Raw genomic sequence first — 25,647 nt, 5'->3', positions numbered from 1 at the left:
CGGCACACGGGCACCGCGCGAGGCGGCACCACGTGAAGCGGCACCACGTGAAGCGGCACCCCGCGCCTCGGGGCGCCGGGTGCCGCTTCGTACCGGTTCGGCCGTGGGTCAGGCCGAGCTCTCCTGTCGGGTCCGCAGTGCCAGGCCCGCGAGCAGGGCACCGGCCGCGGCGCACACGACCGCCGCGGCACCCGCCCAGGCCACGGAACCTCCCACCGCCCCGGCCAGCGGGTCGAAGCCCGCCGCGCCGCCCGCCACGTGGAGGGCGACGACGCCGAGGGCCGCGACCGCGCCGGCCCGCCACACCGCCGGGGTGTCCCGGAGCGCCAGCAGCGCGCCGAGCCCCAGGCAGACCACGGTGACCAGCAGCGGCAGGTACCGCTCGGGCGGCGCGGACTGCAGTGCCGTCAGGTCGGCGGGGAGGTGGAGCACCCCGCTGACCAGCAGGGCGATCGCCACGGGCCAGCGCAGTACGTGCCGCAGCACCTGCCCCCCGTCCCCGGCCGGGGCCCGGACGGGGACGGTCACGGGGACGGGAACGGGGACCGGGGCCGTCGCCACGGGGGTGCGCCGCGGCCGTTCCTGGTACGGGGCGTCGTAGAGCTCCGAGTAGCCGGGGTCGTACGGCTCCTCCGCGATCGGCTCCTCGGGGGGCGGGGCGGCCGGTTCGGGCTCGTCGGGCACCGGGGCGCGCCGCGGGTCCGCGGCGCGGTGCTCCTCGTGGCCGAGGATGGTCGCCAGCAGGGCGACGTCCTCGATCGGGCGCCCGACGGCGGCGGCGCGCAGGGTGATGTCGGCTTCGACGGTCTCGTGCGGGGGCTCGCCGAGGAGGGCGACCATCCGCTGGACGTCGTGGACGGGCCGGGTCACGGCGGCCGTGCGCAGTGCCTCGTGTCCGGCGTCGGGGAGGCGGCCGTCCTCCTTGAGGAGGCTCACCAGAGCGGTGACCTCTTCGAGCGGACGGCAGGTGACCGCGGTCTCCAGCAGCGTGCGTATCGGCCGGACGTCCGGCGCTTCCGGCGCTTCCGGCACTTCCGGAAGCGGTGTGGTGTCGGGGGTCCCGGGGCGGTCGTCGTGGTCCGTCGCCGCGAGGGTGATGGGGTCATTCATGGAAAGCTCCGTTCGCCGACGCGCGGGTCTACACATCGCGCGCCGGTCATCGTGCGTCATGGGAAGCGCACGCTTTGTTACATTTACGGTCGAATCCGCTCGCTGCGCCATTCGGGGCGGGCAAACGGGGGCCCGCCCGGCCCCCACGGGGAAAGGGCGTCAGCCGTGCCCGACACGAGTGCCCGGCGCCGGGGGTGGTCCGCTCCGCTCATGGCGCTCGTACTGCCCGTCGTACTGCCCGTCGTACTGCCCGTCGTGCTGCTCCTGACCGGTGCGGCGCCCGCGCCCGCCTCCCCGCCGTCGCCCGGGCCGCTGCTGGTGGAGACCGACCGGGGGCCGGTCCGGGGCCGGGCGCACGACGGGGTCCGGACCTTCGAGGGGATCCCGTACGCCGCTCCCCCGACGGGTGCGCTGCGCTGGCGGCCGCCGCGGCCGGCTCCCCGCTGGACGGGCGTCCGCGATGCCGGGGCCGCGGGAGCTCGGTGCGTGCAGCTGCCGGCCATCGGGCCGGGTGGGCCGAGCGGTGCGGAGGACTGCCTGTTCCTCAACGTGACGGCGCCGGCGGGCGGCGGCCCGCGGGGGCTGCCCGTGATGGTGTGGTTCCACGGCGGCGGATTCGTCAACGGTGCGGGGGACCTCTACCGACCCGAGCGGCTCGTCGTCCGCGGCGGAGTCGTGGTCGTGACGGTCAATTACCGACTGGGCGTCTTCGGGCTGTTCGGCCACCCCGAGCTCGGCGGGGCTCCCGCGCTCGCCCTCGCGGACCAGCAGGCGGCGCTGCGCTGGGTGCGGGCCAACGCGGCGCGCTTCGGGGCGGATCCGCACGACGTGACCGTGTTCGGCGAGTCGGCGGGGGCGCTCAGCGTGTGCGCCCACCTCGCCTCACCCGCCTCCGCCGGCCTCTTCCACAGGGCGATCGTGCAGAGCGGCTCGTGCTCGACGACGATCCCCGCGCGCTCGCTGCTGCCCGAACTGGGCACGTACGAGCCCTTCGTACCCGAGGCTCGGACCGTCGCGGACGGGGCCCGGGCGGCCCGCCGGCTCGGCTGCGACGGACCTGCGGGCGGGGTGCTGGACTGCCTGCGCCGGCTGGACGCCCGTACGCTCGCGGTCCCCGAGCTGATGCAGCGGTTCTCGCTCGTGCCGTACGGGAACGACCTGCTGCCGCTGGAGCCGAGGCGGGCCCTGGAGAGCGGGCGGTTCCACCGGGTGCCGGTGCTCCAGGGCACCACCCGCGACGAGATGCGGGTCTTCGTCGCGCAGACCCTGGCGGCGTATCCGGTCGCCGACGCGGCCGCGTACCGGGCGCGGCTGGAGCGGTCGTTCGGCGCGGAGACCGCGCGGGCCGTCGAGGCGGCGTATCCGGTGTCCGACCGGCCGACGCCCGCGGTGGCCTGGGCCGCGGTGCTGTCCGACGCCTCGTTCACCTGTCCGACGCTACGGGACGGCGGTGCGCTGGCCCGGCACGTGCCGACGTACGTCTATCGGTTCGGCGACCGGGGCGCGCCGAACTTCACGGGGCTGCCGGAGCCCGCGGATCTGCCGTACGGGGCTTCGCACGGCTTCGAGCTGCCCTATCTGTTCACGATGGCTCCGCTGGCCGGACCGCAGCGGGAGCTGGCGGACCGGATGACCCGGTACTGGACGTCGTTCGCCCGCGTCGGGCGCCCGGACCCGGGCCCGGGCGGCGTGCGGTGGCCCCGGTACCGGGGGCCGGACTCGGTGCTGGCGCTGGCGCCGGGTGCGGAAGGGATCCGCGCGGTGGACGCGCGTGCCGAGCACCACTGCGCGCTGTGGGACGCGCTCTGGCCGGGAGCCGGGGCGGGGCCGGGGGTCACCAGGGTTCGGTGACGACGACCCCGTCGCTCCCGCCGCCCCCGTCTTTCGTGCGGAGGACCAGCGTGCCGTGGTCCCCGTACACCTCGTGCCGCCAGGCGGAGAACAGCTCGGCGATGCGCCGGGCCATGTCGCCGCGGCCCTTGCCCACCTCGTGGGTGCTGAAGACGATGTTCGCCTCGCCGACGGTGCGGACCTTGCGGACGCGGGTCTGCCGGACGAGGAAGTCGTCGTGTTCGGCGCGGTGCGCGGCGGTGTAGGCGATGAAGTCCCGGGTCATGTCGAACCAGTCCGCCGGGCCGCACGGGCCACCGCCGTTGCCGATGTCCGCGTCGGTGTCCGTGGTGGTGTCGCCGTCGGTGGGCGGGCCGGCGGGGCCGGTGTCCTGGTCGGTGGGCGGGCCCGCGTAGGCGCCGGTCTCCTGATCGGTGGGCGGGCCCGCGTACCCACCCGTCTCCTGATCGGTCGGCGGCCCCGCGTACCCACCCGTCTCCTGATCGGTCGGCGGCCCCGCGTACCCGCCCGTCTGTTCCTCCGTCGGTACGTCGAGCGCGCACTTCTCCGGTGTCAGGCTGGGCACCGGGGCGGGGCCCGAGGCCTGTCCCGCCCGTCCGGTCCCGCAGCCGGCCAGTACGGCGCACAAGAGCCCCACCGCCAGGACCCGGCCCGTCGTCGTCTTCATCGTCGTCTTCCGCTGCGTCATGCTGCTCCCCCTTGGCTGCCAAGAGGGGAAATCACCGGGCCCGGTTCCACGGCGTACGGTGCGGGCATGACCGTTTCCGCGGCCCGCCCGCTCCTCTACCTCGACGTCGACGGACCGCTCATCCCGTTCGGGGCCGGCCCGTACCCGCAGGGGGACGAGGACAATCCCCTGCTCGCCAGGGTCGACGCCACGGTCGGGTCCCGGCTCGCGGCGCTGGAGTGCGAGCTGGTGTGGGCCACGACCTGGATGGAGGAGGCCAACGAGTGCCTCGCTCCCCGGCTCGGCCTGCCGCCGCTCCCCCTGGTGGAGTGGCCCGAACCCTCCGAGGGGGACGGGCACGGTGTGCCGAGCCGGGTCCACTGGAAGACCCCCGGCCTCGTCGGGCACGCGGCCGGGCGTCCGTTCATCTGGGTCGACGACGAGATCACGGCCGCCGACCTCGCCTGGGTGGCCGATCACCACCCCGGCCGGGCCCTCCTGCACCGCGTCGATCCCGGCCAGGGTCTCACCGACGCGGACTTCGGCGTGCTGCGGGCGTGGCTGGTCACCGCGTAGCCGCCCAGGAGGCGGCGACCAGCAGGCGTTCCGCCGCCGCCAGGTGGGTCGCCGCGGCCAGCCAGGCGCGGGCGTAGCCGTCGGCCGAGGGGTCCGAGAGGCGGCCGAAGGCGTCGCGGGGCCGCCGGTCGGCCTCGGCGGCGAGGGCGGTGGCCAGTTCCGCCGCCGCGGTGAGGCCGGCCCGGCGCAGCGGACCGTACGCGGCCACGGGCCCGTCGGCGCGGGCGGCCTCGGCGACGGCCCGGCGGCCTCCCGCGATCCCGGTCTCCAGGAGGCGGCGCGTACGCCACAACGGGGAGTCGGTGAGCGGGTCCTGGAGGTCGGGGGCGGCTGCGGGGGCGGGGGCGGGGGCGGGCGTGGTGGACGGGTGCGGGAAGTGGGCGCCCTGCAGCCGGTCGTAGCCGAGGTCGGCGCGGCCGAGCCATTCCTCGGGCAGCCGCAGGGTGTACTCCGCGCCGGGCACCGGCCCCACGGCAAGGGGGCGCAGGGTGGCCGCACGGTCGAGGTCCGGGCGGCCGAGCACGCGGAGCGCGAGGCCCGGGTACGAGGCCAGCTTGCGCAGGTTCTCCGCGTGCGGCAGCTCGGGGTGGGGGTGCGCGGGCAGCAGCCTCAGCAGCGGCGCGTCCTCGTGCGGCTCTCGGACCACGAGGTGCTCCCCCACCGCGCCGACCACCGTGACGTCGCAGCCGAGCAGCGCGGGCTCGGACTCCTCCGATTCGGAGGCCAGTTGTCCGGCGACGGCCTCGGCGGCCGGCCGGGCGAAGAGCGCGGCGGCGGGCTCCCCCGTCCAGGGCGTCCCGCGCAGGGGGGTCGCCTTGACCGAGCGTCCGGCGCCGAGGCGGCCTTCCGGGGAGACGGTCGCGCCGACGATGCGCAGACCGCCGCGGGAGAGCCCGGCGTGGTCGAGGGTGGCCCCGCCGAGGGCCACCGAGGCGGACCCCGCTCCGCGGGCGCGCGCGAGACCCCCGGGGCGTACGTCGGCCACGGAGTAGTGGGCGCCGTCCGGGGCGAGCAGGTGGGTGACCACGCCCCCGTAGCCGGTGGCGGAGAGCACCGGTTCCCGGCACAGCCCGTACACCTGGAGGCTGCCGCCCGGGGTGTAGGCCCGGCGGGAGGTGCCGGTGAGCGCGGGATCGGCGGAGCCGGCGGCGAGCAGCGCGGTGGTGTGCAGGAGCGCGCGGAAGACGCCGGTGAGGTCGGCGAGCCGCTGGCCCGCCCGGCGCTCGCGGGCCGCGCGCAGTCCGCGTACGACCCGGAGCGCGGCCGCCTCGGCGGCGGGCAGCCCGGCGAGGCGGGCGGTGTGCGCGGCCCGCAGCAACTCGGCCTGGACCACGGCTCCCCCGGCCGTCACCCCGGCGGCGAGTGCCTCGGCGGCGGCCTGCCAGAGCGCGGCGGCCGCCGCGGTCTGGGGCGCGGTGAGCGGCTTGGCCGGCGCGGGGGCCTCGGGCGCCGCCGCGGGGGCCCCAGGATCGTGAGGGAACCCTGCGGCCCGGGAGGCCCCAGGGGCCCGCGCCGGCTCCGCGGCCGGCGAGCCTGCGGCGGGCGGCCCTTCCGGCGACCCCGGCGAAGCCTGCGAAGGCTCCGCCTCTCCAGGTCCCCCGGAGCCTCCGCCGCCCGGAACCGGGAGCGGCCCGGCCGCCGAGCCCGGCTGCTCGGCGTCCGGGGACGGGTCGGGGTCGAGGGGGGCGTCCGCCAGCGGGGCCGCGCCCAGGACCGCGGTGCGGTGGAGGCAGCGCGGTGCCAGCAGGCAGCTGCACACGGCCTGTTCGGCGCGGGTGACCGTGCCTTCGGGACCCGGTGTCAGGGTGACCACGGCGTCCTCGCCGAAGCCGACGGTGACGCTGCCGTCCCCCTCCCGGGTGGCGTCCGCGCCGCAGCTCTCGATGGCGGCGTCCAGCTTCTTGCGCAGCCGCGCGGTGAGGCTCTCGACGGCTTCGGCGAGCACCTCGGGCGCGACGGCGGGCAGTTCGGTGCTCAACTGGCTTCTCCACGGAGGCGGTCCCCCACCCAGCGGGCGAGGGCGAGGGGGCTGAGGGCGGCCACCGGCATGCCGGCCGCGACGAGTTGCCGGGCGACGGGGACGCTGTAGCGGGGCGAGCCGGTGTCGTCGAGCGCCGCGCAGCCCAGCAGGTGGGCGCCGGAGGCGGCCAGCGCGCGGACCTCGCCGAGGAGCCCGCCGATGGGGGCGCCCTCCTCGAAGTCGCTGACCACCACGACGAGGGTGCGGCTCGGGACGGTGATCAGGGAGCGGGCGTGGGCGAGTCCGGCGGCGATGTGCGTGCCGCCGCCGACCCGGACCTCCAGCAGCAGTGACAGCGGGTCGTCCACCCGTTCGGTGAGGTCCACCACCTGGGTGGAGAAGGCGAGGAAGTGGGTGGACAGGGTCGGTACGCCGCCCAGCACGGCCGCGGTGAGCGCCGACCAGACGACGGACGCCTCCATGGATCCGGACACGTCGACGACGAGGATCAGCCGCCAGTCGGCCTCGCGGCTCGCCCGGGTGCTGAACACGGGCCGTTCGGGGACGACGACCACGCTGCCGTCGGCGCGGCGGCTGGTGTGCGCGAGGTTGGCGCGCAGGGTGCGGGCCAGGTCGAGGGTGCCGCCGGGGCGGCGGGTGGGGCGCGGGGTGGCGATGCCGGAGAGGGCCGGTCGCAGGCGGGTCGCCAGTTCCCTGGCGAGTTCGTCCACGAGCCGCCGTACCAGGGGGCGCAGACGGGCGAGTTGGGCTTCCGGCATGCCGCCCGCGAGGGAGAGCACGGAGCTCAGGAGCTCCACCGAGGGCCGTACGGACGCCGGGTCGAGTTGGGTGAGGACGTCGGTGCGGCCGGCTTCCGCGGCGCTGGCGAGCACCTCTTCCCGTACGTCGGTGCCGAAGAGGGCCTCCAGTTCCTCGGACCACTCGCGGGCCGTGGGGAACGAGGCCTCCTGGCCGCCGCCCCGGCCCGCGCCGCCCGCGTCACCGGCGCCTTCGCCGCGTCCGGCGCCGTACAGCTCGTCCAGGGCGTGGGCGTAGCGGCGGGCGTCGGCGGGCAGGCGGTCGCGTTCGCGGCCGAGCAGCAGCCGCCAGCGGTCGGCGGGGGCCAGCCGGGCGGGTCGGGCGGGTCGGGCGGGTCGGGCGGGTCGGTCCGGGGAACGTACGGGTTCCCGCTCGGCGGTGGGGTCCTGACCGGCCTCGGGAGCCACGCCGACCTCCGCCCCGCACGGCAGTGCGAGGGCCTGGACGGCGGCGAGTCCGGCCGCGTCGGCCGCCGCCCAGAGGGCGAGGAGCGCCGGCGGGGCGTCGAGGCCGAGGTCGATCCGGTCGCCGAGGCGTTCGGTGACGGTGTCCAGGAGCCGGTCGCGGGCGGCCGGCGACAGGACGTCGAAGCCTCCGCGCAGGGCGGGGAGGCGGTCGAGGAAGAGGTCGTCATCGAGGCGTTCGACGCGGTCGAGGAGCGGGGTGAGGGCGGCCGGGGAGGCCTGGAGCAGTGGCCCCGCGGCGGTGAGGAGTCCGCCGAGTCGACGGCTGAGGGCGCGCCGGCCGTCGGGGCCGGCCGCGCCGTCGATCCATCCGGCCGCGCGGGAGCCGAGCAGGGCGGCCGGGTCGAGGTCGAGGAGGACCCGTACGGCCAGGGCGGCGCCCTGCATCAGCGGGGAGGCCGTGGCGGCGAGGGCTGCAAGGGCCTCGTCCGTACGCAGTCCCAGCCGGTGGGCGGCGGCCCGGTCGGCGAGGGCCACGAGGGCGGCCGCGTCGGCGGGGTCCTCGCTGCCGGCGAGGCCGGGCAGGGAGCGCACGGCCGCTTCGAGGAGGTCGGCGGTGAGCGCGCTCGCGGTGGCCCGGGACCCGGCGGTGGTGCCGGGGAGGTGGCCGCGGTGGAGGGCCTCCAGGAGGTCGAGGGCGTCGAGGAGTTCGGGCAGGGTGGCGGTCTGCGGGAGGGTGGTGGCCGCCTCGTGCAGCCGTACGTCGACCAGCTCGGGCAGGTCGCACCGCGCGGCGGCGCCCAGCCCGGCGAGGATCTGCGCCGGGGTCGGCCCGCCGTCGGCGGCTGCCCGGCGGGCCGTGTCGCGGAGGGTTCCGGCGGCGGCCTGGGCGGCGGTGACGCCGCGGACGCCCGCGAGGTCCAGGCGGGCCGGGACGGAAGGCGTCCAGGACAGCCGCCACTTGGTGCCGAGCGCGGTGCCGTCGCCGGTGGCGGCGACCGGGGCGGGCTCGCCGTAGGAGGCTCCGCAGACGAGGAGCCGCTGCAGCAGCACCTCGCGGCGGGCGTCGAGGGCGGAGCGGAGCGGGTCGAGGCGGAGTTCCTTGGAGGCCGGGTCGTCGGGGCCGGGCAGCCGCAGCTCCGCCAGCTCGGCCTCGACGGCGGGACCGAGGCCGGAACGGGGGGCGTGCGGGGTGACCCGGCCGCGGGCGGTGCCGACGAGGACGGCCTCGAGGGCGCGGGCCAGCGCCCGCCCCCGGCCGAGGGGTTCGCCCTGACCGAGCACGGTGGTGACGGCCTCCAGGAGCTCGCCGCGGCCGGGCGCGGGGAGCCCGCGCAGGACGGCCAGGTCGCAGGCGAGCCGCAGGGTCTCGGCGGCCTCGCCGGTACCCGCGGTGTGCCCGGCGCGGCGCAGCTCCCGGCAGAGCCGGACGACGGCCCCGGAGGCCGCTTCCCGCACGAGTGCCGGATCGCCACCGGCCTCCAGCACGGCCTGCTGCCAGAGCGGGTCCCGGATTCCGGCGGGGTACCCGGAGCGGGAGTCGAGCAGATCGAAGGAGTACGCCACGAGCGAGGTGACGGCCTGCGCCGGTGCGCCGGCCGCTGTGACGTCACCGGAATCGCGCGTGCCGCCGGCCGCCGCGGACCCGGCGGCCGGTTCGCTGCCGCTCCGGGGACCGGGCACGTGCCCTTCGGCCGAGTCGCCGGAACCGTCCAGGGCCCCGGCAGGGACCGGGCCGGACGAGGCGCCTGCCCCGGAACCGGCGGCCGGTCCCTGCCCCACTGCCGTGTCCGCACCGTGCCGGCGGCCGGTGGCCCCGGTCGCGGGCACGTCGGCGGACGCGCCGCGGGTGCTTTCCTCGGCCGCGGTCGACGCAGCCGGGTGCACGTCCGAGGTGGCCACGGCGGGGGCCGTCGGCAGCAGGGCCGGGGCGTGGAAGGCGCCGATCACGGCGGCCACCCGGTGGCCGGCGGCGAGGGCGCCGCCGATCACCTCGCGCATGTGGGCCTCGCGGGCGAGGTCCGTCGGCTCGACGGCCGCGGTGTCGGCGCGCAACGCCCAGCCGACGCCGAGCGCGGCACGGCGTACGGCCTCCGGGGCGCAGCCGGGCGCGAGCACCTCGACGGCCCGGTCCCACATGTCGTCCCCGTCCCGCCCGGAGCCGGCGGCGGCGAGCCCGTCCGCGAATCGCCTCCCGCGCCCGGACCCCACGTCCCGGTCCTGGTCCGGGCGCGTAGGCGAGCCGGAACCCGAGGCCGTGCCCGAACCCGGAACCGAGTCCGATCCGGAGCCCGAGGACGGGTCCGAGGCCGCGGCCGGATTCGGGGACGTGCCCGGGATCGCCGCGGTCACGCCGGGGAGGGGGAGCGCGGCCCGGTCGCCGGTGGTCCAGGCGGGCGCGCCCAGGGGGAGGTCGCAGCACAGGACCGTCGCGCCGGTCGCCGCGGCCCAGCGGATGGCCGCCAGTTCCGGGGAGAAGTCCGCGAACGGGTAGAACGCGAGGCGGCCGTCCCCGGAGGTGCCCGCCAGGGCGATCGGGGGCAGGGTCTCGGGGTCGGCGAGGTGGGACGGCCACGGCTGGAAGTCCGCCGGGAGCTCCACGCACACCACGTCCGCGCCGGAGGCGTCCAGCAGGGCCGGGACCACCGCCGCCAGCGCGGGGCTGTGGTGGCGGACGCCGAGCAGGTACGGCGTGCGGGAGCCCGCGAGGGCGTCCACCGCTGCCTTCGGGTCAGGCGTCACCGCAGGCTCCCGCGCAGGTCCCACAGGCGGCGCCACATCGCCGAGCCGTCCTCGGCCCGGCGGCGGACGGGGCCGTCCCAGTAGCCGAGGAGGCGGGCGTGGTCGGCGGGGTCGTCCTTGCGGACCACGCCCAGCAGGTGCCCCGGCAGCAGGTCGAGCACGTCACCGCCGGGCAGGTACGCCGCGGAGACCCCCAGCGAGGCCGCCACCTGCACGGCTTCGGCGGTGGACATGACCGTGCCGGGGCGTTCCACGTCCCAGCCCTCGGCGGAGCGCCCGTTCCGCAGGTCCCGGAAGACGGTGACGAGCGCGTCGAGCACGGCGTCGTCGACGCCGAAGGGCGCCCCGGCCCGCTGGACGGCGGCGACGGCCTGGCGGCGGATCAGGGTGGCCTCCGCGTCCGCGTCGGCGATCGGGGCGACGGTCTCGAAGTTGAAGCGCCGCTTGAGGGCGGCGGACATCTCGCTGACGCCGCGGTCGCGCAGGTTCGCGGTGGCGATGACCGTGAATCCGGGTGCCGCGCTGACCACGGCGTCCTCGGTGGCGGTCAGTTCGGGCACGCTGATCCGCCGGTCGGAGAGGATCGACACGAGCGCGTCCTGCACCTCCGGCAGGCAGCGGGTGATCTCCTCGACGCGGACCACCCGCCCCGTCCGCATGGCGGCGAGCACCGGCGAGTCGACCAGGGCGCCCGCGCTCGGGCCCTGGGCGAGGAGCAGCGCGTAGTTCCAGCCGTAGCGGAAGGCGTCCTCGGTGGTGCCGGCGGTGCCCTGGACGGTGAGCGCGCTGGTACCGCAGACGGCGGCGGCGAGCAGCTCGGACAGCATCGACTTGGCGGTGCCGGGCTCGCCGGTGAGCAGCAGGCCGCGCTCTCCGGCGAGGGTGACCACGCAGCGTTCGACGAGGGCGCGTTCGCCGACGAACTTGGGGGCGATGGCCATCTTGGTGCCGCCGCCGGGCAGGGCGAGCTCGGCTCCGTCGCTGCCGCACACGAAGGTGACGACGGCGCGCGGGGTCAGGGCCCAGCCGGGCGGGCGGGGGCCCTGGTCCTGGGCGGCGAGGAAGGCCAGTTCGGCGGCGTACCGCTCCTCGGCCGGGAGTACCTGGCGTGCGGGCGCCGTGGCGGCGGGCTGCTCGGTGAGGGTCATGGGGGTGTTCCTTGGGACGGAGGGGAAGGAAGGGGCGGCGCGCCCCGGATCGGGGCGCGCCGCGGGTGTCAGCGGCGGCGGGCGCGGGTGCGCTTGACCTTGAGTTCCTCGAAGCGGGGGGTGTCGCCCTCGCGGACCCGCTGCCAGGCCCTGCGGTACAGGTCGGCGACGGGCTGCGCGGGCACCATCTGGCCCACGGAGGCAGCCTCGTACATCGGGAGCTTCCACTGCTCCACCGGCAGTACCGGGGAGTTCTGCTCCGACCATCCGCCGGGCAGGAAGAGCGAGCGCCCGGCCCTGCTCCGGGAGGCTTCCACCACCAGGTCGGTCGCGGCGAGTTCGGCGCGGGCGGCCTTGAGGCGGGCGGGCTTCCAGCCGGTCCAGCGGGCCGTGTTGCGGTCGGTGGGGTCGGGCATGGCGAGCAGCATCAGGTACAAGGCGGCCGCGTCCGCACCGAGGCCGTGCGCGGCTGTCGCCTCGGCCACCAGGTCGGGCACGGAACGGCTCGGGTCCTGCGGCCACCAGGTGCCGTCGGCGTCGACGCCGCCCGCCGCCGGGGCGCCCGGGTCGGCGAGCAGCGCGGCGAACGCCGGGTCGTGGACGAGCCGCAGGGCGCTCTCGTTCCGGCTGGGCTGCTGGTCGGTGCCGCGCAGCAGCGGGAGGTACGGGTCACGGCCGGTGGAGTCGAGCAGCGTCGGGCGCAGCACGGGCATGGGCCGGTCGTCGTGCGTGGGCAGGATGACCGCGCCGTAGCGTTCGTAGCCGTCGGTGCCCTCCACGGTTTCGGTCGGGGTGCCGGCCGCCTTTCGGAACTCGGCGATGTCGGTGTAGTAGCCGATGAGGAGGAGCAGTTCGGGTGCGGCCAGCCGCTGCCGCAGGGCGGTCAGCACGGGCGGCAGGGCCGCTCGTACCGGGTCGCCGGCGGGCAGCCGGTGGGCCAGCCATGCGGCCGTGCACAGTGCGCCGGTCAGCACGGTCGTGGTGAAGGGCGCGGCGGCCGGCTCGGAGGGCTCGGCGCGGTCCCCCTTGACCCGCCAGGGCACGTCGGCGGAGAGCTCCGGCGAGGCCGCGGGGTCGACGACCGCGGCCAGGGCGCGGTGCGGGGACCACCCGGTGTTCACGGCGCGCGCGGCCTCGGTGAGCAGCCAGTCGGGTACGGGGGTACGTCGTCCCACGCGCAGGTTCCACACCTGTGCTGCGGCGGCCGCGTCGGGGCCGTCGCTCCACAGCCGTTCGGGGTCGGCGGGCAGCAGGGCGGCGACCACCTCGCGCCGGACGTCGGCGTCGAGTTCCCTGAGCTCGTCGCGGGCGTGGTCGGCGTCGGCGGACTTGACGCCGAGGACGGTGCGCAGCGGCGCGGGCAGGAAGTGGTGCTGTCGGTCGTCGATGTGCGGGAGGCCGGCGACGACCAGCTTGGCGAGGGTGCCGGAGACTCCCGTGAGGCGGGCGAACTCCTCGGCGGCCTCGGGGCGGAAGGGCACCGGGCCGTGCTCGTCGGCGGCGTCGAGGAAGGTGCGCAGCCAGCCGGCGGCCCGCTCCCGGTCGCCCAGCGGTGCCTCGCCGCGCAGGGTGTAGGGGCCGGGGACGGCGAACCGTCCGGTGGGGTCGTGGAGCAGGGCGCCGAACTCGTGCCCGTCGGGGACGGACGTGTTGTGCTCGGTGAGGGCCAGTACGGCGCCGCCGCCGAGGGGGAGCAGGCTGCGGTGGTGGACGCTGCGTTCGAAGCCGTCGGGGGTGCGCAGGTGGCGCTGGTCGAGGTGGAGCAGGACCCGGCGCCAGTGGCCGGCGGAGCCCGCGGCCGAGTCGAGGCCGAGTTCGTCCACGGCGTCGAGCAGGGTGCGCAGGGCGGCCCGCTGTTCGTCGGTGGCGGTGAAACCGGCGGCGCGGTAGGCGAGGGCGGCGGGCTGGTCGAGCCAGGGCGTCCACGTGAAGTTGGAGTACTCCAGGGCGGGCAGGTCCCAGTGGAGGCGCCCGGGCACCTCGGGTGCGTCGCCGTCGGCGCGGGCGGCGGCGAGGCCGCGCAGGAGCCGGTGGGCGCCGTCGTGATCGGAACCCCAGTAGTAGTACGCGGTGCCGAGGAGGCCGGCCAGTGCCTCGCCGATCAGGCGGTCGACGGGGCCGCTCTCCTCCTGCCGGGCCGCGTCCTGGTCCGCGTGGAGCCGGGCGGCGACCTCGTCCAGGGCCTTCTGCTGGGCGAGGGCGAAGCGCAGGACCTCGATGACGCCGCCGACCAGCTCGGGGGCGGTGATCTGCGGGAAGGCGGCGCCGACCAGGCCGGGCAGGTCGGAGACCTTCTCCACGGCGGCCGCGGAGGCGAGCAGCGCGGCGACGGTGTCGCGGTCGGCGGCGCGCAGGGCCTTGGAGCCCTCGGGGTCGCGGGGGCGCAGGGCGTACCAGAAGGGCAGCGGCGGGAGGTCGACGCTGCCGGTGGCGAATCCCTCGTTGCGGTGGTCGCCGTTGGTCAGCGCGGTGACGACGCCGTCGGGGTCGGTGATGTTCAGTTCGCGCCAGCGGTGGGTGAGGGCACGCGGCCGGTCCGCGCCGGGGAAGGCGAGGGCGGCGACGGGCATGTTGCCGTCCTCGGGGGTGCGGACGGTGCGGCCGGCGGTGTCGGTGCCGAACCAGCCCTCGTCACAGACGCGTACGGCGCACCAGCCGAGGAGGCCGTCGACGGGCTCACCGAGGGCCGAGCCCGCGACGGTGGGCGCGGGCCGCAGCCAGGCGGAGCGGGCGGAGAAGTTGGTGGTCGGGCGCCGGACGGCGAGCGTGTCGGTGAGGAAGGCGGGCTGGGAGAAGCGTCCGTGGGTGCCGTCGGCGGGGTTGTACTCGCACCAGCCGGCGCCGCCCTGGTCGTTGTCGCGGGACCGCCAGACCCAGTAGGAGGTGCCGTCGCACAGCACGGACCGCTCGTCGGGCAGTTCGGTGTCCCCGGCGTGCAGGACGCCGCCGCCGACGGTGCGTCCGCCGCCGGTCAGGGGCAGGCTGATCTCGTCGGAGCGCAGCGACCAGTGGGCGCGGTCGGTCTTGAGGGTGAACACGTGTCGAGGGTCGGTGTGCCAGTAGCCCTGGACGTCGCTGCCCCAGGTGGACCAGAAGACGAGCAGCGCGCCGTCGACGTAGTGGAATCCGTACCGGTAGGAGCCGCCGGTCGGCACGCGCAGGTCGTGGACGAGGACGGTGGAGTCGGCGTCGATGACGCGGACCTGGACTCCGTTGGCGACGATCAGGTGGGGCCAGGCCTCGACGACGGTCAGGTTGGTGCGGTGCAGGGCCTTGCGGTCGGCGAGTTCGACGAGCGCCTCCTCGAACGAGGGCCAGACGAACTCCTCGAAGAGGCCTCCGCGCAGGGTCCGGGCGAGGATCGCGCCGAGGTCGGCGGCGGCCGCCTCGGCCACCTCCTCGCGGGCGAGTTCGAGGGCCTCGGCGGGCAGCCAGGTCAGCCGGCTGATGGCGTCGGGCAGCCCGGGCAGGCCCGCGGCCTTGGAGTTGCGGGCGACTTCCCGCATCCATTCGGTGAGCATGGGGCGGCCGCCGGGCGAGGCGGCGAGGCGGCGCATGACGTCGCCGCCGGAGGTCGCGTCGCCGAAGGCGTTCAGGGCGCGGCCGAACGCGGGGCGGAACCGCTGGTCGGCGGCAAGGGCGAGCAGGTCGCGGCGCTGGTCGGCGCGTGCCCAGTCGGCCACGTTCAGCTGGTCGTGGCGGTGGTACCGGGGGGCGTTCTCCTCGGGGTCGGCGACGGGGACGCCGAGGGTGAGGACCAGGTCGAGCAGGTCGACGTCCTGGACGCCGATGCGCAGGCCGGTCTCCCGGCCGGGCTCGGCGAGTTCGGCGCGCAGCCGGTCGGCGGCGCGGGTGACGAGGTCGAGGAGGGCGGGCGGGGTGGGGCGCTGTCCCCAACCGGAGTGGCGGGCGGTGTGGTAGCGCTCCAGCCAGCCGACGGCTCCGTCGGTGCAGCGCTGCTCGGCGGGCAGGCCCGCATCGACGAGCCCGGCGGTGGCGCCGGATTCCTCCAGGATCGCCAGCCAGAGGTCGGACAGTTCGACGTCGCCGCCGGGCGGCATCAGTCCGAGGAGGGTTCCGCGAGCGGCCGGTACGCGGCGGGCCAGTGCGACGAGCGCGGTCCGGTGGGCCTTCCACCAGCCGGTGGCGGCGCGCAGGGTCGCGGACAGCGGCAGCAGTTCGGCGAGGTACTCCTGCTCGGGCTCGGTGCCCTTGTGGCCGGCGGCCCGGGCGAGGCGGCGCAGCTCGGTGGCGGCCTGCGCGGAGGGCGGGAGTCCGCCCGCGGTGCGGCGCACGCACAGGCGGCGGAAGCGCTCGTGGGCCTCGGCGGGGGTGACGCGGGCGGCGAGGTCCTTGCCGTAGCCGGTGAGCACCTTGACCGGCAGGGCGCCGGCCAGGGCGAATTCGAGGAAGACGGCGTCGAGCCGGTCCTCGTCGACGCTCAGCCCGTGCTGGGCCTCGGCCGTCCGGGCGCGGCCGAACAGCTGGGAGGCGTAGGTGGTGTTCTCGACGGCGAGGAAGATCCGGGCGGCCTGCTCGTAGAAGACGGGCAGGAAGTGCGGGACGGAGGCGGCGAGCCGGCCGGCGAGCTCGTTGCAGGCGTCGAGGGCGGCCTTGGGCTTGGTCTTGGCCTGGGGTGCGATGCGGTCGAGTTCGGGGACGACGGCGAGGGCGTGGTGGCCGTCCTCGGGGTGGTGCACGAGGACCCACTCGGGGAAGCCGAGTGCCTGGCGGCGGCTCAGACCGACGACGGGCGGCTCGGCCTGGTGGGGTACGAGGCCCAGGAACCCGGCGGCGAGGTCCTCGGCCGCGCCGAGTTCGGCGGGGGCGAGGCGGACGACCACGCGGTCGGCGAGGGCGGGGTGGTGGTAGGAGCGCGCGGTCAGCTCGACGGCGCCGGCCCCGGCGCCGGGGGTGCCGGGCGGGAGCACGGCTCCCGCCTTGAGCAGCAGTTCGGCCTCGCCGCCGGCGGTGGCGTTCTCGCCGCGCTGGTCGTCCTTCAGGTCCGTGCTCATGCTCCCGTGCCCTCCTCGATCTTGCGCCCGGCGTACAGCGCCGCGGCCATTCGCATGCCTTCGGACCAGGCCACCGGTCCGACGTCGGTCAGGCGCACCGCCCGGCCGTTCTCGTCGTGCCAGCTCAGGGCACCGGTGGTGGTCTCGTCGTCGTAGTACGGTTCGCCGATCCACACCGCCGCCTCCGCGCCGGCGCCCGCGTCCCGGACCTTGCAGGTGGCGTAGCCGCCGGAGACCCGGTAGCCGAGGCTCGTGGCGCGGGCGGCGAGGCTGAAGCGGGTGGGGAACTTGCCGCCCGCGTAGTCGCGGACCTCGGTGGCGCCGGCGGTGAACGTGTCGGGCTTCTGCCAGGTGGCCCGGTGGATCTGCTCGACGCCCTGCACGATGCCCAGTTCGGCGGCGAACTCCCGTACGTCGTCGAGGTCGGGCAGCAGCACCGGGTGCGGCAGGATCACCGTGCGCGGGGAGAGCCGTACGGTCTCGCCGTCGAGGTTGACCACCTTCAGTTCGCCGGACTCGGTGGCGTCCCGCAGGAAGCCGACCTCGTCGGGGTCGTCGCCTACGACGGCCACGTCACGCAGTGCGCTCTGCCAGGCCTCGTCGGGCCAGACCCGGGCGAGCAGCTCGGTCGGTACCGGCAGCGAGGACACCATCCAGGTGTCGACCTGGGCGACGCAGGCCGCGGCGTGCCGGTCGAGCCATTCGGAGAGCCGGCGCAGCCGGTCCACCTCGGGGTGTTCCTTGAGGGCCTTGGGCAGTGACTTCAACTGCCGTCCCGCCGACCGGCCGGTGGTGGACCGCGCCGCCACCCGCCCTTCCACGAGGGAGATCTCGTACCCCTCGCCCGCCGCCAGCCATGCCATCAGACCGTGCCCCTCGCTTGCCTGTACCCAACGGATCAGCGCAGCCTTGACAGGGGGGACGAATCCCCCCTGGGCTGCGGTATGTCGGGAGACTAGCGAGCGGCACTGACAACGCCCGCCGGAGGGTCCCCGGCCGGTTTTATGTCCGGTTCTGGGTAGTCTTCCGGGGTCAGTTGTGGAGCGGGGCCGGTGCGGGGTGGGGTTATGGGACGTCATACGAGGGTGCGCGGTGCGGTGGTGGCGGCCGCGCTGCTGCTGACGGTGGCGGGTTGTTCGGGAACGGCGGGTTCCGGCGCCCCGGACGCCAAGCCGTCGGGTGCGGCGTCATCGCCGCCCGCCGACGCGAAGCCCGCCGGTGGCGAGGTACTGCCGGGCATGGTCGGCGTCGCGGTCGCCCGCACCCAGTTGGCGGGGCTGAAGGTGGCGCCGGCGGGCACGATGGCCGGCTACAGCCGGGACAAGTTCACCCACTGGATCCAGCAGGGGAACAAGTGCGACACCCGTGAGGTGATCCTCAAGCGCGACGGCACGGACGTCACGCAGGACGCCGAGTGCCGGGCGGTCTCCGGTACCTGGAAGAGCCTCTACGACGGTGTGGTCGTCACGGACGCCGCGAAGATGGACATCGACCACATGGTCCCGCTCGCGGAGGGCTGGCGCTCCGGCGCGGCCGGCTGGGACGCGGCCAGGCGCAAGGCCTTCGCCAACGACCTGACCCACCCTCAGCTGCTGGCCGTGACCGCGGCCTCGAACCGCTCCAAGGGCGACCAGAGCCCGGACCTGTGGCAGCCGCCGGACAAGGCGAGCTGGTGCCAGTACGGACGGGCCTGGACCACCGTGAAGTCGACGTACGCGCTGACCGTCACCGAACCGGAGAAGAAGATGCTCACCACGATGCTGGACACCTGCGCCTCATGACGGACGCGCTCCGCTGGCAGGACGACGTGACCGCCGGGCCGGGCGGCGCCATGACCGACGAGGTCGGCGTCGTCACGGGCCCGCTCACCCTGCGCACGACGGTCCTGCCCGGGGACCGGGTCCGGTTCGACGTCCAGTACAAGGACGCCGACGAGTGGTACACCCTCACGGGCAGCCCCCTCCCCCACCACGGCGCCCCGCGGTCGCTGCACACCGCCGCCCTCGCCGAGATCCGCACGGGTCGCGCGGCCCAGGCTCCCGGGACGAGGCCCGCCTGACCGGGAGCGTCCGGAGCTCGCGGTGACGTCTCACGATCGCTGCTCGTACGTGTCGGCGCGGCTGGGCTTCCCCATGACCCCGTCCACGCATCCGGACCAGGACGCGAGCCGAACGGATTCCGGTTCGTCACCTCCGCGCTTGCCCGCACACAGCGCGAGGGCGGTCGGCCCGTCCTTCCCCGGAGCTTCCCGGCCGTCGAACGCCTCGTTCAGGAGCCGCGCGTGTTCGTACGCCGTCTCGTATGCCTTGCGGGGATCCGGCTCCTCGCCGCAGCCCGTCAGCAGTACGCCGGCCGCCAGGACGAACATCGTGGCCTTCTTCAAGGTTCCCTCCCCAGGCTCGTGCCGCGCCGCGGGGAGGGTAGGGGAACGTGCGCCAGATGTATGCAGAAGTGACGCGGGAAGTTCCCCGAACGAAAGAAGTCCCGGCCTGTCGCCTCCTGGGCCGGGAGGCGGCGCCGCGCCCCCGCTTCCGGCACGGCCGGTCCGCCTGAGCGGGGTTCAGAGGACGGCGATGCCCAGGGGGCGGTTGCCCGTCGGGAGGCGGTGGGTGGTGCCCGTGGTGAGGTCGACCGTGGTGATGCCGTTCCAGTAGCCGTCGCGGGTGTAGCCGCCCGTGACGTACGCGGTGCTGCCGTCACGGGAGACCGTCACCGTCTCGTGCGGGCCGTCGAGGGGGTACACGCGCTCGGTGCCGTCCGGGGAACGGACCGTCAGGGAGGGGCCCTTGCCCTTGCCGGGTTCCACGGCTCCCGTGCCGACCACCAGGAGGCGGCCGTCGGGGGTGAGCTCGGCCCCGTGTTGGTGGGTGTCGGCGGTCATCGGCTCGATGGTGGTGCCTCCGGTGCGCGGGTCGACCACCGCGAGCCGTTCGCCCTCGAAGGGGAGCAGCAGCATCCCGTCGGAGGGGCGGACGGCCGTGTAGTGCGGCTTGAGCCAGGATCCGAGCCCGCCCTCGGTTCCGTAGGGGGCGACCTCGATGCGGCGCGGTCGCAGCGAGGCGGCGTCGACCACGGTGACGTCGAAGGAGTCGTGGCCGGTGGCGTACACCTCGGATCCGTCGGGGGACACGTCCACGTCGAAGGGGCGCCGTCCCACCGGTACGGCCGCGGTGACCGTCTTCGTGGCGGTGTCGAGGACCTCCAGGACTCCGGTCCGGCCGGGGACGTTGACCCCGACGTAGGCGTGCGCGCCGTCGGGTGACAGGGCGATGCCCATGCCTCCGCCGCGGTACTCGCCGTCGCCGGCGGGCCCGGTGCCGGTGCGGTAGGGGATGTTCGCGACCCGGGTCCGGGTGTGGGTGTCGACCACGGCGACGCCCTCGGCGGTCGCCACCCAGGCGCGGCCGTCCGCGCCGACGGCGAGCCCGTACGGGGCCCGTCCGACGGTGACGGAGGCGACGGCGCCGCGCCGCGGGTCGACGAAGGTGACGGTGTCGGCCCCGAAATCGGCGGTCAGCAGCAACCCCTGCGGGGTCGGCTCGCCGGCCGGCAGCGGGGAGGCGGCGGAGGGTGCCGGGGCGGGCGCCGAACTCGCGGCCTGCGTGCACGCGCCGAGCAGCAGGGCCGCGGCGAGCGAGGCGAAGGCCGTACGGGCGGCACGTGCGCGGCCGTTCACCGGCCGGTCTCCCGCTCCGCCTCGGCCGCGCCCAGGAGCCGGGCCATGCCGTCGAAGCCCCGGCGGGCGGCGTGCTCGTACGGGGTCACGCCGTCGTGGTCGCCCAGTGCCGGGTCGGCGCCCGCGGCGAGCAGCAGGCGGACGATCTCCTCGTGGCGCGGGCCGCCGTCGCCGAGGATCACCGCCTCCAGGAGCGCGGTCCAGCCGAGCCGGTTGACGTGGTCCACGTCGATCGCGGTCTCTTCGAGGACGGCGCGCACGTACGCGGTGTGCCCGCGTTCGGCGGCCGGGATGAGGGAGATCCCGCCGAACCGGTTGCGCTGCTTCAGGTCGGGCCCGGCGGGCAGCAGCAGCCGCATCATCCGCACGCTGCCGGTGACGCCGGTGACCAGCCAGGGGCTGTCCTCGCGCGAGTCGGGGGCGTTCGGGTCGGCTCCGGCGGCGACGAGCAGCTCGGCGACGGCCACGTGGTCTCCGAGCGAGGCCAGCAGCAGCGGGGTGCGCAGCTGGTCGTCGCGGGCCTCGACGGAGGCGCCGGCGGCGAGTGCGGCGCCCACCGCCGCCGTGTCGCCGCGCCGGGCGCCGTCGAGGAGCTGTCGGTCGTGCGTGTTCATGGTGTCCCTCTCGGCTCCGGGGCGGGGAGGTGCCGGGAGGGTCCGGTCCGCCCTCCCGCTGCCCCGGTCCATCGTCGCCGGGCGGCAGGCGCGGGCCGGTCCGCCTGCGGGCCGGCCCTCGGGATCGTTCGGACGACCCCGCGGTCAACCGATCGGTTGATGCGGCCGCGGGCGGCGTGCGGTCCGCCGGATCAGGCCTCGTACTCGGTGAGGTCGATGCCGTGGATCTGCAGGAGGTAGTGGTGCTCCGGGTCGGTGGTGTCCCGTTCGAGCTCCATGCCGAGCTTGCGGATGACGTTCTCGGACTCATCGTTGCCGGCCCGGTTCACGGCGATCACCCGGTCGAGCCCGCGGTCCTGGAGCGCGAACTCCAGCGAGGCCTGGGCGGCCTCGGAGGCGTAGCCCTGGCCCCAGTACTGGCGGCCGAGGCGCCAGGTGATCGCGATCTCCGCGAGGACCTCCGGCGGGCCGTCCGGCACGGTGAGGCCGACGACACCGATCAGTTCGCCCGAGGCGAGGAGTTCGACGGCGAAGAGCCCGAAGCCCTCCTCGTCCCACTCCTCCTCCATCCGCTCGATCTCCTCGGCGGTCTGGTCCAGGTCGAGCGTGGAACCGTCGCCGATCCAGCGCATCACCTCCCGGTCGGCGTTGATCTCCGACAGGGGGACGAGGTCGTCGTCGGTCCAGCGGCGGAGGAGGAGTCGGGGGGTGCGGATCTCGGTCATGGGCCCATCCTGCCGAAGTTCGACGGATCGGCGTAATCGGCCCCCACGGTGGCTGTCGCGGCCCGCCCGGCCCTGGTCAGAGGGTGTGGAAGCGGACCTCCGGGGCGTCGACGGTCGGACCGTCGAGAAGGGGCGGGAGGACGGCCGCCAACGCGACTGCGGTGGCGGTTCGGCGACGGCTCATCCGGTTTCGGTACACCCGGCCGAACCCACGGACCGGCGCTCGCCCGATCGTCGACTCCGGTCATTCAGAGGTCGCGGGCACGCTGATCGCGTCGAGCTGTCCCCGCAGGTAGGCGTGGGAGTCCACCGGGTCGTGGGCGATCCGGCCGATGGGGGCGGGCAGGGATTCCACGCGGGTGTGCGCGTCGCATTCGTAGAAGTAGACCAGGGAGATCAGCTCCTCGGCCGGGCTGTGGGCGGGCGGCGGCAGCACCCGGTGGCGGCCCGCCCGCCAGCGGTCGCCCGTCCAGCGGGCCATGAGGTCGCCGATGTTCACGGTGAGCGCCGCCGGGTCGAAGGGGGCGTCCTGCCAGCCGTCGGCGTCGGTGTGGATCTGGAGACCGCCCGAGCCGAGCTGGCGGTCGAGGACCGTGACCGTGCCGAAGTCGGTGTGGGCGCCGATCCGGAACTGGCCGGGCAGCGGCGGGCCGACGGTGTCGGTGCCCGGGTACCAATTGAGGTTGAACCCCCAGGTGGGGTGTGAGGTGTGGCGGGTGAAGTGGTCCTCGGCGAGCCCGAGGGCCGCGGCCAACAGCTCCAGCAGCTCGTCGGAGAGGGCCCGCATCAGCCCCAGGTACTCCTCCACCAGTGGCCGCAGCGCCGGGACCTCGGCGGGCCAGGTGTTGGGGCGGAACCACTCGGCGTCGACGGAGGGGACCCCGGTGGGCTCGTCGGCCGCGAAGGACCAGGACTCCTTGAGGTCGGGCGGCGAGGGCTCCCCCTCCGCGTAGCTGTTGGCCTCGGCACCCGGCCCGAGCCAGCCCCGCCCGCCGACCGTGACCGCGTACGGCCGCTTCGCGGCGGCCGGAAGCCGGAAGAACTCCGCCGCCGTCTCCCGGATCCGCGCGGGCAGCGCGGGGTCCACGCCGTGGCCGGTGACGAGCAGGAATCCGGCGGCGCGCAGCGCCTCGTCGACGCGGGCGGCCGTACGGGCCCGGGCGTGCGCGTCGCCGGACCGCCACGGACCGAGATCGATCACGGGAACGACGGGGGTCCCGGGAGTGGGGGAAGTCGCGGGAACCGGGGAACCGGCCATGGGAGACCTGCCTTCCGAGGGTGCGGGAGCGCGTCCGGGACCGAGGCTAGCGCCGCGCGCGGCGCCACGGGATCACCACGGAGCGTGATTCCAGGCCACTTCTCGTATACGAAGGGAGCGGTCGACCGGGTGGGTCGTCCCCAAAAGGACCAGAATGGGACCGGGGGTGCGCGAGGGATGGAGCGAGCGGTGGAGATTTCGACGCGGGAGGTCTTCGGGGCGCCGTGCTGGGTGAGCCTGATGGCCCGCGACCTCGACACGGCGCAGCGCTTCTACGGTGCGGTCGCGGGCTGGCGGTTCCGGCGGGCCCGGCTCGGCGAGGCCTTCTCGGTGGCGCTGCTGGACGGCGTCCCGGTGGCGGGCATCGGCGCCCTCGCCGGGGACCTGGCGGTCCCGGTGGCCTGGACCCCGTACTTCGCGGTCGACGACGCCGACGTGGCGGTGGACCGGATCCGGGAGCGCACCGGCACGATCGCCGTCGGCCCGGTCTCCTTCGAGTCCGGCGGCCGCGGGGCCCTGGTGGCCGACCCCGACGGCGCGGTCTTCGGCATCTGGGAGGGCGACGTGGCCGCGGACTGGCGGGTGGGCAAGGGCCCGGCGCCGGCCTGGCTGGAGCTGCGTACCAGGAACGCCCTGGACGCGGCGATGTTCTACGGCGCGGTGCTGGAGTGGGCCACCGAGCGACCCGGCTGCTGCGAGGTCAGCTACGAGGAGGACCAGGTGGTGCTGCGGCAGGACGGCGTGCCCGTCGCCCGGCTCAACAGCGGCCCGGTCGAGCTGGCCTCCTACTCCCCGCACACCCGGCCGCGCTGGCACGTCCACTTCCGGGTGCCGAAGCTGCGGCCGGCGATCGAGGCGGCCGTCGCGCTCGGCGGCCGCACCGTCTCGGACGTCGTCTCGAACGCGGAGGAACGGTGGGTGACGCTCCGCGACCCGGACGGGGCCCTGTTCACGCTCACCACCGCCCTCGTGTCGGACACGGACTGAGCTCAGCCGAGGACGGCCAGTACCCGGTCGGGGGTGAGGGGCAGGCCGCGCAGCCGGTGTCCGGTGGCGTGGGAGACGGCGTTGCCGATGGCGGCGGCCACCCCGACGATGCCGATCTCGCCGATGCCCTTGGCACCGAGCGGGCCCACGTGCGCGTCGTGCTCCTCGATCCAGTGGGCCTCGACGTCGGGTACGTCCGCGTGCACGGGCACGTGGTAGGCGGCCAGGTCGCTCTGGGCGAAGTCCCCGTGGGCCGCGTCGACCGGGCTGTGTTCGGTCAGGGCCATGCCGAGGCCCATCACCATGCCGCCGACGAACTGGGAGCGGGCGGTGGTCGGGTTCAGGATGCGCCCGGCGGCGTAGACCCCGAGCAGGCGGTGCACGCGGACCTCGCCGGTGACGGTGTCGACGCGGACCTCGGCGAAGTGGGCGCCGAAGGAGTGGCGGGCGTACGGGGGCTTCGCCTTGACCGCCGCGCCGGTGTCGGCCGTCGCGGACAGCCCTTCGGGCGGCAGCGGCCCGCGGTGGCCGGCGAGGCGGGAGGCGAGGGCGGTGCAGGCCTCGTGGACGGCCCAGCCCCAGGAGGCGGTGCCGGCGGAGCCGCCGGCCAGCGGGGCCGCCGGGAGGCCGGTGCTGCCGATGGCGATGGTGACGGAGTCGGCCGGGACCCCGAGGGCGTCGGCGGCCACCTGGATCAGGACGGTACGCGCGCCGGTGCCGAGGTCGGTGGCGTTCAGCTCGACGTGGTGCCCGCCGCCGGGCAGGGCCCGCACCCTCGCGGTGGAAGGGGCGATCCAGACGGGGTAGGTGGCGGCGGCCACGCCCACCCCGCACAGCAGCGGCCCGTCCCGGCGCGGTGTGCGCAGGGCGCTCCAGCCGAACCGGTCCGCGCCTTCGCGCAGGCATGCGACGAGCCGGCGGCTGCTGAAGGGGAGGCCGCTGTCCGGTTCGACGGCGGGCTCGTTGCGGACGCGCAGCTCGATCGGGTCCATGCCGAGGGCGTCGGCGAGTTCGTCCATGGCCGATTCCAGGGCGTACATGCCCGGGGTCTCGCCGGGGGCCCGCATCCAGGAGGGGGTGGGGACGTCCAGGGGGACGACGCGGTGGCGGGTGCGGATGGCGGGTACGGCGTACATGATCCGGGCGGGGACGGCGGACTGCTCGACGAACTCCCGCACCCGGGAGGTGTGGCCGGTGACGGTGTGGGTGAGCGCGGTGAGGGTGCCGTCGGGGCGGGCGCCCAGCGCGATCCGGTGCAGGCTGGGCGCGCGGTGCCCGACGGTGGCGGGCAAGTGGCGGCGGGGCAGGGCGAGGGTGACGGGGCGGCCGGTGCGCAGGGAGGCCATCACGGCCAGGACGACGTGGGGGCGCGGGGTGCCCTTGCTGCCGAAGCCGCCGCCGACGTGTTCGGCGTGGACCTCGACGTGCTCCTCGGGCAGACCGAACAGGGCGGAGAGGACCTTGCGGACGAGGCCCGTGCCCTGGCTGGAGTCGTGCACGGTGAGCCTGCCCCGCCCGGCGTCCCAGACGGCGGTGGCGGCGTGCGGCTCCATGGGGTGGTTGTGCAGCGGCGGCACGGTGTAGGCGCAGTCGATCCGTACGGGTGCGGCGGCGAGCGCCGCGTCCGGGTCGCCGTGCTCGCGGAGGGCGGGATAGCCGCCGTTGACCAGCTCGGGGGTGTGGGCGTCCGGGTGGTCCTCGTACAGGACGGAGTCGTGCGGCTCGGTCGCGTACTCGATCCGCACCGCCTCGGCGGCGGCTCGGGCGCCCTCCGGGGTGTCGGCGACGGCCAGGGCCACGTACCAGCCGCGGTGCGGGACGGCCGGGTCCTGGAGGACGTGGAGGGTCGGGTCGTCCCAGGGGCCCAGGCGCGGCGCGTCGAACGGGGTGAGGACGGCGAGCACGCCGGGCAGGGCCAGGGCGGCGGCCGTGTCGACGGCGGTGACGTGCCCGCGCGGGATCGTGGCGGGCACGGGCCAGGCGTGGGCGCGGCCGGGCGGGCTGTGGTCGGCGGCGTAGCGGGCGGCGCCCGTGACCTTCTCCGGCCCTTCGGCGCGGACGGTGGGGGTGCCGAGTGCGGGGTGCGGGGGCATGG

The 25,647-nt window shown here is 76.0% G+C and carries 18 protein-coding genes; 5 read left to right on the top strand and 13 right to left on the bottom strand.

What is annotated here, in order from left to right; translation table 11 throughout:
* Positions 1-108: 108 nt before the first annotated feature.
* The gene (locus tag ACFYYJ_RS06055; RefSeq protein ID WP_389128956.1) at positions 109-1,110 is read right to left on the bottom strand and encodes a hypothetical protein; all 1,002 of its coding nucleotides are present in this window, start codon (positions 1,108-1,110) and stop codon (positions 109-111) included.
* Between the two features lie 210 nt (positions 1,111-1,320).
* Between ACFYYJ_RS06055 and ACFYYJ_RS06050 the strand changes: the two genes are divergently transcribed.
* On the top strand, positions 1,321-2,961 hold the full coding sequence (locus ACFYYJ_RS06050) for a carboxylesterase/lipase family protein (protein WP_389128953.1): 1,641 nt from the start codon (positions 1,321-1,323) through the stop codon (positions 2,959-2,961).
* On the opposite strand, the gene ACFYYJ_RS06045 is transcribed toward ACFYYJ_RS06050, so the two are convergent.
* Positions 2,945-3,649 carry a hypothetical protein gene (locus ACFYYJ_RS06045; protein ID WP_389128951.1) on the bottom strand — a complete coding sequence of 235 codons (705 nt, stop codon included), beginning with the start codon at positions 3,647-3,649 and terminating at the stop codon, positions 2,945-2,947. The two genes, ACFYYJ_RS06050 and ACFYYJ_RS06045, sit on opposite strands and share 17 nt — an antisense overlap.
* A gap of 66 nt (positions 3,650-3,715) precedes the next feature.
* Here ACFYYJ_RS06045 and ACFYYJ_RS06040 point away from each other — a divergent pair, with 66 nt between their 5' ends.
* Positions 3,716-4,204 (top strand): HAD domain-containing protein, encoded by a 489-nt coding sequence (locus tag ACFYYJ_RS06040; protein WP_389128949.1) that lies wholly within the window; start codon positions 3,716-3,718, stop codon positions 4,202-4,204.
* Here ACFYYJ_RS06040 and ACFYYJ_RS06035 read toward each other — a convergent pair.
* From ACFYYJ_RS06035 to ACFYYJ_RS06015, 5 genes are all read right to left on the bottom strand, one after another.
* On the bottom strand, positions 4,194-6,182 hold the full coding sequence (locus ACFYYJ_RS06035; RefSeq protein ID WP_389128945.1) for a hypothetical protein: 1,989 nt from the start codon (positions 6,180-6,182) through the stop codon (positions 4,194-4,196). The genes ACFYYJ_RS06040 and ACFYYJ_RS06035 overlap by 11 nt on opposite strands.
* Entirely contained in the window at positions 6,179-10,129 is a 3,951-nt protein-coding gene (locus ACFYYJ_RS06030; protein ID WP_389128942.1) for a DUF5682 family protein, read from the bottom strand. Before ACFYYJ_RS06030 ends, ACFYYJ_RS06035 begins: the two co-directional genes overlap by 4 nt.
* Positions 10,126-11,277, bottom strand: a complete 1,152-nt coding sequence (locus ACFYYJ_RS06025; RefSeq protein WP_389128939.1) for an AAA family ATPase — start codon at positions 11,275-11,277, stop codon at positions 10,126-10,128. Before ACFYYJ_RS06025 ends, ACFYYJ_RS06030 begins: the two co-directional genes overlap by 4 nt.
* A 68-nt stretch (positions 11,278-11,345) precedes the next feature.
* A complete protein-coding gene (locus ACFYYJ_RS06020) occupies positions 11,346-16,292 on the bottom strand; it encodes a DNA-binding protein (RefSeq protein WP_389128936.1) in 4,947 nt (1,648 codons plus the stop codon).
* Positions 16,289-17,155, bottom strand: a complete 867-nt coding sequence (locus ACFYYJ_RS06015) for a DUF4132 domain-containing protein (protein ID WP_385130357.1) — start codon at positions 17,153-17,155, stop codon at positions 16,289-16,291. Before ACFYYJ_RS06015 ends, ACFYYJ_RS06020 begins: the two co-directional genes overlap by 4 nt.
* Positions 17,156-17,359: 204 nt before the next feature.
* On the opposite strand from ACFYYJ_RS06015, the gene ACFYYJ_RS06010 reads away from it, so the two are divergent.
* Both ACFYYJ_RS06010 and ACFYYJ_RS06005 read left to right on the top strand, forming a co-directional pair.
* Entirely contained in the window at positions 17,360-18,073 is a 714-nt protein-coding gene (locus ACFYYJ_RS06010) for a DUF1524 domain-containing protein (RefSeq protein ID WP_389128932.1), read from the top strand.
* On the top strand, positions 18,070-18,351 hold the full coding sequence (locus ACFYYJ_RS06005) for a hypothetical protein (RefSeq protein ID WP_385366907.1): 282 nt from the start codon (positions 18,070-18,072) through the stop codon (positions 18,349-18,351). The genes ACFYYJ_RS06010 and ACFYYJ_RS06005 overlap by 4 nt, the downstream gene beginning before the upstream one ends.
* 30 nt (positions 18,352-18,381) lie before the next feature.
* On the opposite strand, the gene ACFYYJ_RS06000 is transcribed toward ACFYYJ_RS06005, so the two are convergent.
* The 5 genes from ACFYYJ_RS06000 to ACFYYJ_RS05980 all read right to left on the bottom strand — a co-directional run bounded on the left by ACFYYJ_RS06000 (position 18,382) and on the right by ACFYYJ_RS05980 (position 22,565).
* On the bottom strand, positions 18,382-18,675 hold the full coding sequence (locus ACFYYJ_RS06000; protein WP_389128929.1) for a hypothetical protein: 294 nt from the start codon (positions 18,673-18,675) through the stop codon (positions 18,382-18,384).
* A 177-nt stretch (positions 18,676-18,852) separates the two neighbouring features.
* The gene (locus tag ACFYYJ_RS05995) at positions 18,853-19,968 is read right to left on the bottom strand and encodes a hypothetical protein (protein WP_389128926.1); all 1,116 of its coding nucleotides are present in this window, start codon (positions 19,966-19,968) and stop codon (positions 18,853-18,855) included.
* Positions 19,965-20,582, bottom strand: coding sequence for an ankyrin repeat domain-containing protein (locus ACFYYJ_RS05990; RefSeq protein ID WP_389128923.1), 618 nt, complete (start codon positions 20,580-20,582; stop codon positions 19,965-19,967). The genes ACFYYJ_RS05995 and ACFYYJ_RS05990 overlap by 4 nt, the downstream gene beginning before the upstream one ends.
* Positions 20,583-20,773: 191 nt before the next feature.
* On the bottom strand, positions 20,774-21,307 hold the full coding sequence (locus tag ACFYYJ_RS05985; protein ID WP_385130342.1) for a GNAT family N-acetyltransferase: 534 nt from the start codon (positions 21,305-21,307) through the stop codon (positions 20,774-20,776).
* A 244-nt stretch (positions 21,308-21,551) separates the two neighbouring features.
* A complete protein-coding gene (locus ACFYYJ_RS05980; RefSeq protein ID WP_385130341.1) occupies positions 21,552-22,565 on the bottom strand; it encodes an isopenicillin N synthase family dioxygenase in 1,014 nt (337 codons plus the stop codon).
* Between the two features lie 240 nt (positions 22,566-22,805).
* Between ACFYYJ_RS05980 and ACFYYJ_RS05975 the strand changes: the two genes are divergently transcribed.
* On the top strand, positions 22,806-23,552 hold the full coding sequence (locus ACFYYJ_RS05975; protein ID WP_389129058.1) for a VOC family protein: 747 nt from the start codon (positions 22,806-22,808) through the stop codon (positions 23,550-23,552).
* Positions 23,553-23,554: 2 nt separating this feature from the next.
* Here ACFYYJ_RS05975 and ACFYYJ_RS05970 read toward each other — a convergent pair whose 3' ends face one another.
* Entirely contained in the window at positions 23,555-25,645 is a 2,091-nt protein-coding gene (locus tag ACFYYJ_RS05970) for a xanthine dehydrogenase family protein molybdopterin-binding subunit (protein ID WP_389128918.1), read from the bottom strand.
* Positions 25,646-25,647: the final 2 nt, after the last annotated feature.

Origin of the sequence: Streptomyces sp. NPDC002467 (assembly GCF_042889825.1) — a bacterium.
Taxonomy (GTDB): domain Bacteria; phylum Actinomycetota; class Actinomycetes; order Streptomycetales; family Streptomycetaceae; genus Streptomyces.
The sequence above is the reverse complement of the archived record's forward strand: the minus strand, read 5'-3'. Positions and strand labels throughout refer to the sequence as shown.

What these genes read in the sequence shown, in the direction of transcription:
- ACFYYJ_RS05975 (WP_389129058.1), top strand. Translation starts at nt 22,806, where the DNA reads ATGGCCCGCGACCTCGACACGGCGCAGCGCTTCTACGGTGCGGTCGCG.
- ACFYYJ_RS06025 (WP_389128939.1), bottom strand. Translation starts at nt 11,277, where the DNA reads ATGACCCTCACCGAGCAGCCCGCCGCCACGGCGCCCGCACGCCAGGTA.
- ACFYYJ_RS05980 (WP_385130341.1), bottom strand. Translation starts at nt 22,565, where the DNA reads ATGGCCGGTTCCCCGGTTCCCGCGACTTCCCCCACTCCCGGGACCCCC.
- ACFYYJ_RS06050 (WP_389128953.1), top strand. Translation starts at nt 1,321, where the DNA reads ATGGCGCTCGTACTGCCCGTCGTACTGCCCGTCGTACTGCCCGTCGTG.
- ACFYYJ_RS06005 (WP_385366907.1), top strand. Translation starts at nt 18,070, where the DNA reads ATGACGGACGCGCTCCGCTGGCAGGACGACGTGACCGCCGGGCCGGGC.
- ACFYYJ_RS05990 (WP_389128923.1), bottom strand. Translation starts at nt 20,582, where the DNA reads ATGAACACGCACGACCGACAGCTCCTCGACGGCGCCCGGCGCGGCGAC.
- ACFYYJ_RS05970 (WP_389128918.1), bottom strand. Translation starts at nt 25,645, where the DNA reads ATGCCCCCGCACCCCGCACTCGGCACCCCCACCGTCCGCGCCGAAGGG.
- ACFYYJ_RS06055 (WP_389128956.1), bottom strand. Translation starts at nt 1,110, where the DNA reads ATGAATGACCCCATCACCCTCGCGGCGACGGACCACGACGACCGCCCC.
- ACFYYJ_RS06015 (WP_385130357.1), bottom strand. Translation starts at nt 17,155, where the DNA reads ATGGCATGGCTGGCGGCGGGCGAGGGGTACGAGATCTCCCTCGTGGAA.
- ACFYYJ_RS06040 (WP_389128949.1), top strand. Translation starts at nt 3,716, where the DNA reads ATGACCGTTTCCGCGGCCCGCCCGCTCCTCTACCTCGACGTCGACGGA.
- ACFYYJ_RS06045 (WP_389128951.1), bottom strand. Translation starts at nt 3,649, where the DNA reads ATGACGCAGCGGAAGACGACGATGAAGACGACGACGGGCCGGGTCCTG.
- ACFYYJ_RS06010 (WP_389128932.1), top strand. Translation starts at nt 17,360, where the DNA reads ATGGGACGTCATACGAGGGTGCGCGGTGCGGTGGTGGCGGCCGCGCTG.
- ACFYYJ_RS06020 (WP_389128936.1), bottom strand. Translation starts at nt 16,292, where the DNA reads ATGAGCACGGACCTGAAGGACGACCAGCGCGGCGAGAACGCCACCGCC.
- ACFYYJ_RS05985 (WP_385130342.1), bottom strand. Translation starts at nt 21,307, where the DNA reads ATGACCGAGATCCGCACCCCCCGACTCCTCCTCCGCCGCTGGACCGAC.